The organism is Sphingopyxis sp. H115 (genome assembly GCF_001468465.1).
GTDB lineage: Bacteria > Pseudomonadota > Alphaproteobacteria > Sphingomonadales > Sphingomonadaceae > Sphingopyxis.
In genome coordinates, this window is the sequence record NZ_LNSA01000024.1 from 52,093 (window position 1) to 65,067 (window position 12,975).

The following is a 12,975-nucleotide window of genomic DNA, read 5'->3' on the forward strand; positions in this document are numbered from 1 at the left end:
TCCCTTTGGCTGCGGGCCTGGCCCCGTGCCGATGCCGGATGCATCGCAAAGGTCGTGCCAATTCGCGCAGTCCCTCGAATTTCCGGCCTTTTCCTGCCTTGCCCCGACAGGCTTCCCGTTAGTTTTCGTGAAATTTTTCCCAACGAGTGGGCATGGTTGTCATTTAATGGGTTGTGCCTGAGCCGATCATGAAGCCCTCTGTCTCGCGAAGGCACGGCTATCTGGGGCGCCTTGATGACGATTCAAAGAAGGTGCCGCAAAAAATTGTGCAGCGCACCATCGGGTTAAGGCTATGATCCCAGATGCAAAAGGAAACGCCCCGCCGGTGAAGGCGGGGCGTTTGACGTTTCAAAAGGCCCGAAGGGTTATTGGTCGAGGAAGCTGCGCATCTTGCGGCTGCGGCTCGGGTGCTTCAGCTTGCGGAGCGCCTTCGCCTCGATCTGGCGGATACGCTCGCGCGTCACGCTGAACTGTTGGCCGACTTCCTCCAGCGTGTGGTCGGTGTTCATGCCGATGCCGAAACGCATGCGTAGCACGCGTTCCTCGCGCGGGGTGAGCGACGCCAGCACGCGGGTGACCGTTTCCTTGAGGTTCGACTGCACCGCGGCGTCGACCGGGATGACGGCATTCTTGTCCTCGATGAAATCGCCGAGGTGGCTGTCTTCCTCGTCGCCGATCGGCGTTTCGAGGCTGATCGGTTCCTTGGCGATCTTCATCACCTTGCGGACCTTTTCGAGCGGCATCGACAGACGCTCGGCCATTTCCTCGGGCGTCGGCTCGCGGCCGCTCTCGTGGAGGAACTGGCGGCTGCAGCGCACCAGCTTGTTGATCGTCTCGATCATATGGACCGGGATGCGGATCGTGCGTGCCTGATCGGCGATCGAGCGGGTGATCGCCTGGCGGATCCACCAGGTCGCATAGGTGCTGAACTTGTAGCCGCGGCGATATTCGAACTTATCGACCGCCTTCATCAGGCCGATATTGCCTTCCTGGATGAGGTCGAGGAACTGCAGCCCGCGGTTCGTATATTTCTTGGCGATCGAGATCACGAGGCGCAGGTTCGCCTCGACCATTTCCTTCTTGGCGATGCGCGCCTCGCGCTCGCCCTTCTGGACCATGTTCACGACGCGGCGGAATTCGACGAGGCTCATGCCCGCCGCCTGCGCGATTTCGCTGATCTCGATGCGGATGCGATCGACCGCGCTCGCCTCATTCTCTGCGAAAGCCGCCCATTTCTTGTCGAGCCCCGACACCTGATCGAGCCAGTTTTCCTCAAGCTCGCGTCCGACATAATTGTCGAGGAACGACTTGCGCGGCACCTTGTGGCGCTCGGCAAGGCGCAGCATCTGGCCGCCGAGCGCGGTCAGGCGCCGGTTGTAGCTGTAGAGCTGGTCGACCAGATATTCGATTTTGGTGCCGTGGAACTGCACGCTTTCGACCTGCGCGGTGAGCTCCTCGCGCAGCTTGTGATATTTCTTCTCCGACGCCGCGGGAAATTCCTCGCCGCCCGAGAGCGATTCGAGGCGCGCTTCCTGCAGCTTCGAAAAGGCCTTGAAGCTCTTGGTGATGTTCGCGAATTTTTCGAGCGCGTCGGGCTTCAGCAGCTCTTCCATCGCGGCGAGGCTGAGCGTGTTGTCTTCCTCGTCTTCCTCGAAATTCTCGCGCTTGCCCGACGAGCCCTCGCCGTCCTCGTCGTCGCCGTCGGCCGAGGGTTCTTCCTCGACCTCGTCCTCGTCCTTGAACGAGACGCCGGCGGTCTTCTCGCTGATCTCGCCATCATCCTCGGCACCTTCCTCGTCGAGGTTTTCCGGCGCCGGGTCCTTCGACAACATTGCTTCGAGATCGACGATCTCGCGCAGCTGCATGTCGCCATTGTTGAGCGCGTTCGACCAGTCGATGATCGCGTTGAAAGTCAGCGGGCTTTCGCAAAGCCCGAGAATCATCGTGTCGCGGCCCGCCTCGATGCGCTTCGCGATCGCGATTTCGCCTTCGCGGCTGAGCAGCTCGACTGCGCCCATTTCGCGCAGGTACATGCGAACGGGATCGTCGGTGCGATCGACCGTTTCCTTCTTCTTCTCGATCGCGGGGTTCGACACCGAACCCGTGCCGGCCGAAACATCGACTTCGTCGTCGCTTTCCTGCTCGGCTTCTTCCTGCACATCCTCGTCGCTTTCGACGATGTTGATGCCCATGTCGGAGATTGCCGACATGATATCCTCGATCTGCTCGGACGACATCTCGTCCTGCGGCAACGCCGCATTCAGCTCGTCATAGGTCAGGTAACCGCGCTTCTTGCCGCGCGCGATCAGCTTTTTGACGTCGGCCTCATTGAGGTCGATCAGCGGGGCGTCGGTATCGGTTTCGGCGGCGGTGTTCTTGGTGGCCATTCTTGTTCCTTGCCTTGGGGCAATAAGGGGTTTCGGTTCTAGGCGCCGCTTTCGCGCAGCGCCTGGAGCCGGTGCATCAGGTCTTCATCCATCGCCCGCAGCCGGTTCTGCTCCGCGATAGATTGGTCGTCGAGTCTGGCCCTGGCGATCTCATCGGCCTGCAAGCGGCGCATTTTCAGCTCTGCCTGCGTGTTCACCAGAGAGATGAACTCCGAAAGTTCCCTCTGCGCCCGATTATGATCGATGGCCTCATTCTTCTTCGGCGAGCGATTGAATGAGAAGTGCATTCCATCGGCTCGGAGCAATGTCGTCGCCCTATTATACACTTTCATTGGCTCCAATATGGCAAGCAACCCCTCGCAATCAAGCCCTTCCTGCCGCATCGCGATGTCAAGCATCGCGTCGAGCAATTCGGCGTCGGCGGGATCGCCGATCGACAGGCGCGCCAGTTCCTCGTCGTGGCGCCGGATAACCGCCGGATAGCGCAGCAACCCGCCGATGAGCGCCGCGATCAGCGGCGCCGCGATCCCGGCTTGCCCGATGGAACGCGTTTCGTCCGCCGGAGGTTGCAATCGCGGATCGGGGGCGAAGCGGCGCCCGCTTCCGCCGAAACCGCCGCGCGGCACGTTCTGGGTCCACGGCTGGCGCGGCCCGCGCTCGGGGCGCGCCCGCGCGAAGAGCGCGTCGAGCCGTTCGCGGAAGGCCTCGCGATAATGGTGCCGCACGTCGGCATCTTCGATCGCATCGGCGTGCGCGAGGAGGCGGGTCTTGAGCGCGGCGCGTTCCTCGGGCGTTGCGAGCGGGCCGGCGGCGACTTCGTGCGCCCAGAGGCGTTCGACGAGCGGCTGCGCTTCGCCCAGGATTTCGGCGAACCCCGCCGCGCCGCGCGCGCGAACGATATCGTCGGGGTCCTGCCCCGCGGGCAGCGTCGCGAAGGACAGGCTGAATCCGGGGCGGAGCAGGGGGAGCGCTCGCATCGCGGCGCGCATCGACGCCTTTTGCCCCGCGCTGTCGCCGTCGAAGCAGAGGACGGGCACCGGCACCATGCGCCACAGCATCGAGAGCTGATTCTCGGTGAGCGCGGTGCCGAGCGGCGCGACGGCATCGGCGATCCCCGCCTCGGCGAGCGCGATGACGTCCATGTAGCCTTCGACGACGATGATCCTGTTCGTCTGCCGCGACGCGGGCGAGGCCTTGTCGAGATTGTAGAGCGTGCGCCCTTTGTCGAAGAGCGGCGTGTCGGGCGAGTTCAGATATTTGGGCTCGCCGTCGCCCAATATGCGCCCGCCAAACGCTATCACCCGCCCGCGCGCGTCGCGGATCGGGATCATCAGCCGGCCGCGGAAGCGGTCATAGGGCTCCTTATCGTCGACCGCGATCAGCATGCCCGCCTCGACGAGCATCGCGGTCGGGAATTTCTTGAGCGCTTCCTTCAGCGCGCTGCGGCTCTCGGGCGCCAGGCCGAAGCCGAACGCCTTGCGCGTCGCCTCCGAAATCCCGCGTTTGGTCAGATATTCGCGCGCGGGCGCGCCGTTGCTGCTGCCGAGCTGCTGCACGAACCAGTCGGCCGCCGCCTGCGTCACATCGCGCAAGCTCGCCTGCTCCTCGGCCTTTTTCGCGGCGCGCGGGTCGGGGGCGGGGACCTCCATGCCCGCCTCGGCGGCGAGTTCCTTCACCGCGTCCATGAATGACAGCCCGCGCTGGTCGGTCATCCAGCGGATCGCATCGCCGTGGGCGCTGCACCCGAAGCAATGGTAGAAGCCCTTTTCGTCGTTGATCGTGAAGCTCGGCGTCTTCTCGTTATGGAACGGACAGCACGCCTTATATTCGCGGCCGGCGCGGGTGACCTTCACCGTGCGGCCGATGAGCGTCGACAGCGTGATGCGCGAGCGGAGTTCATCGAGCCATTGCGGGGTGAGGGTCACCAGTCCCCCTCCCGCTTGCGGGAGGGGCTAGGGGAGGGCATGTCCGCAAGTACAAGCTTGATCTCGCTCACGACGCCTTCGACCCGTTTCAACACATCATTGTTCCAGAAACGGATCACCCGATAACCCTGTGATTGCAGAAACGCCGTACGCGCTTGGTCTTTTTCTACATCAACCGCGTGTTGCCCGCCATCGACTTCAATGACGAGCCTGGCTGATCGCGAGACGAAATCGCAGATGAACGGGCCGATTGGAAATTGGCGATTGAACCGAACGCCACTGACTTTGCGGGCGCTCAATTGTGCCCACAGAGCCCGTTCGGCGGGCGTGGCATTCAGACGTAGTTCGCGGGAAAGCGCAGTCGGTCGTTTGTAGCCCTTGTCCAACAGGCCCTCCCCCGACCCCTCTCGCAAGCGGGAGGGGAGAATATGCGGTCGCGGCCGGTCCAGTCTAGTCCCCCTCCCGCTTGCGGGAGGGGTTAGGGGAGGGCCTGTCTTACGACAAAGCCGCCTTCACCCAACCACTCGCCTTGCTCATATCGAGCTGCGAGCCCAGCCGGTCCTTCACCGCGGCCATCACCTTGCCCATATCCTTCAGGCTCGACGCGCCCAGTTCATCGACGATCGCCTTGATCGCCGCCATCGCTTCGTCGTCGCTCAGCTGCGCGGGCAGGAAACCCTCGATCACGGCGACTTCGGCCGCTTCGATGTCGGCGAGTTCCTGCCGCCCACCCTGTTCGTACATGGCGATCGATTCGCGGCGCTGCTTGACCATTTTCTGGAGCACGTCGGTGACCAGCACATCGTCGTCGGCCGGCGCGGTGCCGGTGCGCAATTCGATGTCCTTGTCCTTGATCTTCGCCAGCATCAGCCGGATGGTGCCCAAACGCGCCTTGTCGCCCGCTTTCATCGCGGCGACCTGCGCAGCCTTGATGTCGTCACGAATCATGCGTGTCCTCTTGCGCTGCAAATTTCGGAAAGACCCTCCCTAGCGGGAAGATTCCAAATCCGATAGCTTGTGAATCACTTTTTTGCCGCCTACTTGGTCGGCCGTTTAGCCCCCCGTCCGGAGCATGTTGAATGGCACCAGCCAACCCCTCTGCCGCGCCCAAAACCCAGCCTTCCGGGGCTACGGGTGTTCTTGTCCTTGCCGATGGCACGATCCTGTGGGGCGTGGGTTACGGCGCGAGCGGCGCCGCAGTGGGCGAGATTTGTTTCAATACGTCGATGACGGGCTATCAGGAAATCCTGACCGACCCGAGCTATGCTGGGCAGGTCGTCACTTTCACCTTCCCGCACATCGGCAATGTCGGCGCGAACCCCGAGGATATGGAGCGCGGCGTGCACGGCGCGGTGGGCGCCATCACGCGCGAGCTGCCGACGGCGCCCAGCAACTTCCGCAGCGTGCAGACCTTGCCCGAATGGATGGCCGAGCAGGGCGTGATTGGGCTCGCGGGCATCGACACGCGCGCGCTCACCCGCCGTATCCGCGACGCGGGCGCGCCGAACGGGGTGATCGCGCACAGCCCCGACGGCAAGTTCGACATCGACGAGCTGCTTGCAATGGCGCGCGGCTGGCCGGGGCTCGAGGGGCTCGACCTTGCGAAGGCGGTCAGCCGCACCGACACCGGCGACTGGACCGGCGGCGCGTGGACGCTGGGGCATGGCTATGCGACCGAGGACGGCGGCGAGCGGCCGCATGTCGTCGCGATCGACTATGGCGCGAAGGACAATATCTTCCGCAACCTCGTCAAGGCCGGCGCGCGCGTCACCGTGGTCCCCGCGACCGCGAGCCTCGACGAAGTGCTGAGCCACAAACCCGCGGGCGTGTTCCTCTCGAACGGCCCCGGCGATCCCGCCGCGACGGGCAATTATGCGGTGCCCGTCATTCAGGGGCTGCTTGAGCGCGACGTGCCGATCTTCGGCATCTGCCTCGGCCACCAGATGCTGGGCATCGCGGCGGGCGCCAAGACCGTGAAGATGCACCAAGGGCATCGCGGCGCGAACCATCCGGTGCAGCGCGCCGAAGATGGCATCGTCGAAATCACGAGCATGAACCACGGCTTCGCGGTCGACGCCTCGACGCTGCCCGCAGGCGTGGTCGAGACGCACAAGAGCCTGTTCGACGGATCGAACTGCGGCATCGCGATCACGGGCAAGAACGCCTTCAGCGTGCAATATCACCCCGAGGCGAGCCCGGGGCCGCAGGACAGCTTCTATCTGTTCGAGAAGTTCGTGGGTGGGCTGAAGTGACGGCGACAGTCAGCTATATTTTTCTTGCTCTGGCGGCGGCTGGACAGTCGATTTTAGGCGGCACGGCGCTTTCGTCTCCGACCCTTGTCTTCGAATTTCCCGATGGCGTACGCGGGGGGTATGGCAAGATACAGGGTACAGCGCCGATGCCTGACGTATTGAGCCCCGACTTCAAACTGGAGCAAAGCGGTCCGGACTTCTCCTTGGAGCAAATCCGAAAATGCGGAGCGCCCGACGCGAGATATTCGGACGTCGAAAGATCGCACGGCCAGATCATTGTGGCTGCGAGTACGGATCATGATCGCGAAATCGTGAAATGCGTGAAGCGATCCGTCCCGTTCCACTTTTCCGTTTCCGTTTTCGCGAAAGAATCTCCTGGGACTGATATTCCGTTCCAAGAATTCTGGTCCTCGCCTCCGACGCCTGCCGACAAGGTCCAATAATGCCCAAAAGAACCGACATCCAATCCATCCTCGTCATCGGCGCCGGTCCGATCGTTATCGGTCAGGCGTGCGAGTTCGACTATTCGGGGACGCAGGCGATCAAGGCGCTGAAGGAGGAGGGCTATCGCATCGTCCTCGTCAACTCCAACCCGGCGACGATCATGACCGATCCCGACCTCGCCGACGCCACATACGTGGAGCCGATCACGCCCGAGATCGTCGCGAAGATCATCGCGAAGGAGCGCCCCGACGCGGTGCTGCCGACGATGGGCGGGCAGACCGCGCTCAACACCGCGCTCGCTTTGTTCAACGACGGCACGCTGACCAAGTATGGCGTCGAGATGATCGGCGCCGACGCCGAGGCGATCGACAAGGCCGAGGACCGGCAGAAATTCCGCGACGCGATGGACAAGATCGGGCTCGAAAGCGCGCGCAGCGGCGTCGCGCACACGCTCGACGAGGCGTTTGCGGTGCTCGAACGCACCGGGCTGCCCTCGATCATCCGCCCGTCGTTCACGCTCGGCGGCACCGGCGGCGGCATCGCGTATAACCGCGAGGAATTCGAGCATATCGTCCGCGGCGGCCTGATCGCCTCGCCCACCACCGAAGTCCTGATCGAGGAATCGCTCCTCGGCTGGAAAGAATATGAGATGGAGGTGGTGCGCGACCGCAAGGACAATTGCATCATCATCTGTTCGATCGAGAATGTCGATCCGATGGGCGTGCATACCGGCGACAGCATCACCGTCGCCCCCGCGCTGACGCTGACCGACAAGGAATATCAGATCATGCGCAACGCGAGCATCGCAGTGCTGCGCGAGATCGGCGTCGAGACGGGCGGGTCGAACGTGCAGTTCGCGGTGAACCCCAAGGACGGCCGCCTGATCGTGATCGAGATGAACCCGCGCGTGTCGCGCTCGTCGGCATTAGCGTCGAAGGCGACGGGTTTCCCGATCGCCAAGGTCGCGGCGAAGCTCGCGGTCGGCTACACGCTCGACGAGATCATGAACGACATCACCGGCGTCACCCCGGCGTCGTTCGAACCGACGATCGATTATGTCGTGACCAAGATCCCGCGCTTTGCGTTCGAGAAATTCAAGGGCGCCGAGGCGACGCTGTCGACCGCGATGAAGTCGGTCGGCGAGGTCATGGCGATCGGGCGCACGATCCATGAATCGTTGCAAAAGGCGCTGCGCGGGCTGGAGACGGGGCTTTCGGGCTTCAACTTCGTCGAGCGGCTGAAGGGCGCGACGCACGACCAGCTGCGCAACGAACTGGCGCAGCGCACCCCCGACCGCCTGCTCAACACCGCGCAGGCGATCCGCGAAGGGCTGCCGCTCGCCGAGATCAACCGCGTCGCGGGTTACGATATGTGGTTCCTCGAACGCATCGCCGAGATCGTCGAGGCCGAGCAAGAGGTTTGCAGGAACGGTCTGCCGCGCGACGCGGAGGGGCTGCGCAAATTGAAGGCGATGGGCTTTTCGGACAAGCGCCTTGCCTATCTGGCACTCCAGTCGGCAAACCTCCAGCCGGGCACGCGTCATGCGACCGCGCACGGCAGCGGCTTGATCCACGAGGCGGTGAGGGCAATGACCGGCGGCGTGACCGAGGGGGAAGTGCGCAAGCTGCGCCACAAGCTTGGCGTGCGTCCGGTGTTCAAGACCATCGACACCTGCGCGGCGGAGTTCCAGGCGCAGACCCCCTATCTCTATTCGACCTACGAAGCACCGACCTTTGGTGAGCCCGAGAATGAGGCGAACCCGTCGTCCGCCAAGAAGGTCGTGATCCTCGGCGGCGGCCCGAACCGCATCGGGCAGGGGATCGAGTTCGATTATTGCTGCTGCCACGCCTGCTTCGCATTGGAAGAAGCGGGCTATGAAACGATCATGGTCAACTGCAACCCGGAGACGGTGTCGACCGATTATGACACGTCGGACCGCCTCTATTTCGAGCCGCTCACCGCCGAGGATGTGCTGGAGATCCTGCATGTCGAAATGTCGAAGGGCGAGCTCGTCGGCGTGATCGTGCAGTTCGGCGGGCAGACTCCGCTCAAGCTCGCGCAAGCGCTGGCTGAGGCCGGCATCCCGATCCTCGGTACTTCGCCCGACGCGATCGACCTTGCCGAAGACCGCGAGCGTTTCGCGGCGCTCGTCAACAAGCTCGGCCTCAAGCAGCCCGAAAACGGCATCGCGCGCAGCCGCGAGGAAGCCGTCGCGGTCGCGGCGCGCATCGGTTATCCGGTGCTGACGCGTCCCTCCTATGTGCTCGGCGGCCGCGCGATGGAGATCGTCGACGATCAGGCGCAGCTCGAAAATTATATCGAGACCGCGGTGCAGGTGTCGGGGGACAGCCCAGTGCTGATCGACCGCTATCTGCGCGACGCGATCGAGGTCGATGTCGATGCGCTGTGCGACGGGACCGATGTCGTCGTGGCGGGCGTGCTCCAGCATATCGAGGAAGCCGGAGTCCATTCGGGCGACAGCGCCTGCTCGATCCCGCCGTACAGCCTGTCGGCGGGGATCGTCGCCGAGATCGAGCGGCAGGCCGATGCGCTGGCGCGCGCGCTGGAAGTTCGCGGCCTGATGAACATCCAGTTCGCGGTCAAGGATGACGAAGTCTATCTGATCGAGGTCAACCCGCGCGCCAGCCGGACCGTGCCCTTCGTCGCCAAGGCCGTCGGCTCGCCGATCGCCAAGATCGCGGCGCGCGTGATGGCGGGCGAGAAACTCGCCGACCTGCCGAAGATCAATCGAGAAATCACCCACGTCGCAGTCAAGGAAGCAGTCTTCCCCTTCGCGCGTTTCCCCGGCACCGACCCGGTGCTGTCCCCCGAGATGAAGTCCACCGGCGAAGTCATGGGAATCGACCGCGATTTCAACCTCGCTTTTGCCAAGGCGCAGCTCGGGGCGGGTGACCGCCTGCCGACTGACGGCCGTGTGTTCGTGTCGGTGAAGGACAGTGACAAGCCGCGCATTGTCGGCGCGGTGAGGCAGCTCGCCGAGTGGGGCTGGAAGGTTATCGCGACCGGCGGTACCGCCGACTATCTCGCGGGGCAGGGGATCGACATCGAGCGCGTCAACAAGGTCGCCGAAGGCCGCCCGCATATCGTCGACCGGATCAAGGACGGCGACATCCAGCTGATCTTCAACACGACCGAAGGCTGGCAAAGCTTGCAGGATTCGCAGTCGATCCGCGCCTCGGCGCTCGCCGCCGACATCGCCTATTATACGACGGCGGCGGCGAGCGATGCCGCGACGCAGGCGATCGGGGCGCTCCGCGCGCATAGTCTTGAAGTAAAGCCGCTTCAGGACTATTATTGAAGGCACCGCTCCACCCCCCGACATTGACGGAACAGCGGCTCAGCCGCCCGGCGAAGTTTCGCTGGCGCTGGATTATTGACGAAGGACAACAGGATAATGGCAAGCGTTGAAAAGGTGCCGATGCTGGCAGAAGGCTATGAGAAGCTGAACGCGCAACTCGCGATCCTCAAAGCCGAGCGACCGCTGATCGTCGATGCGATCGAGGAAGCGCGCGCGCATGGCGACCTTTCGGAAAATGCCGAATATCACGCCGCCAAGGAACGCCAGGGCCAGGTCGAAGCGACGATCGGCGACCTCGAGGACAAGCTGTCGCGCGCGCAGGTCATCGACCCGACGACTCTGTCGGGCGACCGCATCGTGTTCGGCGCGACCGTCACCCTTGCCGACGAGGACGACAAGCCGGTCAAATACCAGATCGTCGGGCAGGCCGAGGCTGACGCGAAGGATGGGAAGATCAGCTATAATTCGCCACTCGGCCGCGCGCTGATCGGCCGCCGCGTCGACGACGAGGTCGAAGTCACCGTGCCCGCGGGCGACAAATATTATCTGGTGACCAAGATCGAATTCATCTGACCGGCTTCAGGCCTGAGATCGGAACCGGACGATGAAGCCGCAGGATACGCCGCTGGTCACAGGCTATGCGCTCGCCTGCGTCGTTCTGTTCATCCTGCTGTCGATCACCGGATTCCAGATCGAGGCGATCGTGCGCGCGGGCTTCATCCCCGCGCGCTTCGGACAGGATCTGATCCTGCCGCCCGGCGCGATGGTCCCGTTTGCGCTGACGCCGCTGTCGTCGGCTTTCCTGCACGGCGGGGTGGTGCACATCGCCTTCAACATGGTCGTCCTGCTCTTTATCGGTCGCCAATTGGAAGCGCCGCTGGGCGCTAAGGCGATGGCGGTGCTGCTGCTGGCCGGCGCCTATGGCGGCGCGTTCGCCCAATATCTTGCCGATCCCGGTTCGGCGGTGCCGATGATCGGCGCGAGCGGCGCGATCTCGGCGCTGATCGCTGTTTTTGCGCTGATCTTCAGCCGCACCCGAGCCCCTGCGATCGGCCCGATCCCTAGCCACTGGGTGCGCGCGCTGTGGCTCGCCGCGGCGTGGATCGCCGTGCAGTTGCTCATTGGCTTTGCGGGCGGTGGCGGGTTCGGTGCGGTCGCGATCTGGGCGCATGTCGGCGGCTTCCTCGCCGGCCTGCTGCTCGCGCGGCCGTTGCTGCGCTGGCGGTTCGGCGCGCGCTGACGTTACGTCCCGTTCACATCGAGCGAAGTCGAGATGCCCTCGACCCTGCTCCGCGCCAATGGGTGTCTCGACTTCGCTCGACACGAACGGATTTAGGTTTCGGCCAGCAACCCGCCCGCAAGCAGCATCGCGACGCGCACGTCGATACCGCAGCCTTCGGCGCGTTTCGCCGCCACGAAATCTTCGATCCCGTTCAGCGGCACGCGGTGCACGATGATGTCCTCGCCATCGACCCCGCCGCCGTCGCCGACTTTGGTCAAGTCGGTGGCGACGAGCAGGGTGAAGCTTTCGCTGACCATGCCGGGCGAGCTGTAGAATTCACCTACCGTGCGCCAGGTCGCGGCGCGATAGCCCGTTTCTTCTTCCAGTTCGCGCGCCGCGGCGACCTCCGCTGCTTCGCCCGCGCTGTCGTCGCCGACCAGCCCGGCGGGAAGCTCCAAGCATTGGCGCTTCAGCGGCACGCGATATTGCTCGACCAGAATGACGTGCCGTCCGTCCGCCCTGTCGTCGATCGGCAGGATCACTGCCGCATGGATGCCGCGCGAGCGCGAGACATATTCCCAATTGCCCTGCTGTTTGACGGTGATGAAGCGGCCTTCCCAGCGTGTTTCGATGGGCGTGTCGGGGGCAGGGCGGGTCATGTCAGATCTCGATCAGCCGGTCGCACAGTTCGTTGGGATTGCCGTCGCTTTTCGGGAAATGGGTCGCAAGCACCGCCCCGACCTGCCGCACCGCTTCCGCCATGCCTTCGCCGGGCTGGCCCGCGCGGATGCGCTCGATCAGCGCGGCCATCGCCTCACCCCAAATGTCGGGCGACACCTTCGACGCGATCGCCTCGTCGGCGACAATGTCGGCGCGATGCTCGGCGAGGCTGACGTAGAGGACGACGCCGGTGCGGCCGACGGTCTTGGCTTCGGTGCCGACCTTGAACAGGTCGATGGCGCGCGCTCGCGCACGCCCGGCCTTGATCGACCGCGGGGTCAGCGAGAGGCGCAGCGGGCGCCACAGCAGGATCAGCCAGATGCCGATCCATTTGACGACGCCAAAGGCGATCACCGTGCCCAGCCACTCGTTCGCGGTCGGCTCATGCCCCCAGCCACCGCGCAAGGCATCGTAAAGCCCGCGATAAAAATCGGGAAATAGCGCGATGAGCGACATCGCCAGAAACGCTCCGACGCTGGCCCAGACGAGCGCGACATCGTCATAATCGCTCGACTGCGCGGCGATGATTGTGACGATCTCGCCATCGGTGTGGCGCTCGGCGGCCGCGACCGCTTCGGTGACGATGCGGTGATCGGCTTCGTTCACATGATTGACTTTGCGTGGCATGTCCCGTGCTCCTACCAGCCGCCCGACGCGCCGCCGCCGCCGAAGCTGCCGCCCCCGCCCGAAAAGCCACCAAAGCCGC

11 protein-coding genes are annotated in these 12,975 nt (G+C 64.1%); 5 read left to right on the forward strand and 6 right to left on the reverse strand.

The features are described 5' to 3' along the window. Positions 1-365: 365 nt before the first annotated feature. From rpoD to ATE71_RS15895, 4 genes are all read right to left on the reverse strand, one after another. On the reverse strand, positions 366-2,387 hold the full coding sequence (gene rpoD, locus ATE71_RS15880; protein WP_058804287.1) for an RNA polymerase sigma factor RpoD: 2,022 nt from the start codon (positions 2,385-2,387) through the stop codon (positions 366-368). 38 nt (positions 2,388-2,425) lie between these two features. After that, a complete protein-coding gene (gene dnaG, locus ATE71_RS15885; protein WP_058804288.1) occupies positions 2,426-4,312 on the reverse strand; it encodes a DNA primase in 1,887 nt (628 codons plus the stop codon). After that, positions 4,309-4,698: an endonuclease domain-containing protein gene (locus ATE71_RS15890; protein ID WP_058804305.1), complete on the reverse strand. Its 390-nt coding sequence runs from the start codon at positions 4,696-4,698 to the stop codon at positions 4,309-4,311. Before ATE71_RS15890 ends, dnaG begins: the two co-directional genes overlap by 4 nt. 109 nt (positions 4,699-4,807) lie before the next feature. Continuing rightward, positions 4,808-5,260: a GatB/YqeY domain-containing protein gene (locus ATE71_RS15895; protein WP_058804289.1), complete on the reverse strand. Its 453-nt coding sequence runs from the start codon at positions 5,258-5,260 to the stop codon at positions 4,808-4,810. A 131-nt stretch (positions 5,261-5,391) separates the two neighbouring features. Between ATE71_RS15895 and carA the strand changes: the two genes are divergently transcribed. The 5 genes from carA to ATE71_RS15920 all read left to right on the forward strand — a co-directional run bounded on the left by carA (position 5,392) and on the right by ATE71_RS15920 (position 11,567). Continuing rightward, positions 5,392-6,564 carry a glutamine-hydrolyzing carbamoyl-phosphate synthase small subunit gene (gene carA, locus ATE71_RS15900; protein ID WP_058804290.1) on the forward strand — a complete coding sequence of 391 codons (1,173 nt, stop codon included), beginning with the start codon at positions 5,392-5,394 and terminating at the stop codon, positions 6,562-6,564. Next, positions 6,561-7,007, forward strand: a complete 447-nt coding sequence (locus ATE71_RS15905) for a hypothetical protein (protein ID WP_058804291.1) — start codon at positions 6,561-6,563, stop codon at positions 7,005-7,007. The genes carA and ATE71_RS15905 overlap by 4 nt, the downstream gene beginning before the upstream one ends. Further along, entirely contained in the window at positions 7,007-10,327 is a 3,321-nt protein-coding gene (gene carB / locus ATE71_RS15910; RefSeq protein ID WP_058804292.1) for a carbamoyl-phosphate synthase large subunit, read from the forward strand. The genes ATE71_RS15905 and carB overlap by 1 nt, the downstream gene beginning before the upstream one ends. Before the next feature lie 96 nt (positions 10,328-10,423). Next, positions 10,424-10,900, forward strand: coding sequence for a transcription elongation factor GreA (gene greA, locus ATE71_RS15915; RefSeq protein ID WP_058804293.1), 477 nt, complete (start codon positions 10,424-10,426; stop codon positions 10,898-10,900). Positions 10,901-10,931: 31 nt separating this feature from the next. Further along, positions 10,932-11,567: a rhomboid family intramembrane serine protease gene (locus tag ATE71_RS15920; protein WP_058804294.1), complete on the forward strand. Its 636-nt coding sequence runs from the start codon at positions 10,932-10,934 to the stop codon at positions 11,565-11,567. A 92-nt stretch (positions 11,568-11,659) separates the two neighbouring features. On the opposite strand, the gene ATE71_RS15925 is transcribed toward ATE71_RS15920, so the two are convergent. Beyond that, complete coding sequence (locus ATE71_RS15925; protein WP_058804295.1) at positions 11,660-12,208, reverse strand: NUDIX domain-containing protein; 549 nt, start codon at positions 12,206-12,208, stop codon at positions 11,660-11,662. Between the two features lies 1 nt (position 12,209). Then, positions 12,210-12,896, reverse strand: a complete 687-nt coding sequence (locus ATE71_RS15930) for a TPM domain-containing protein (RefSeq protein ID WP_058804296.1) — start codon at positions 12,894-12,896, stop codon at positions 12,210-12,212. Positions 12,897-12,975 lie beyond the last annotated feature (79 nt).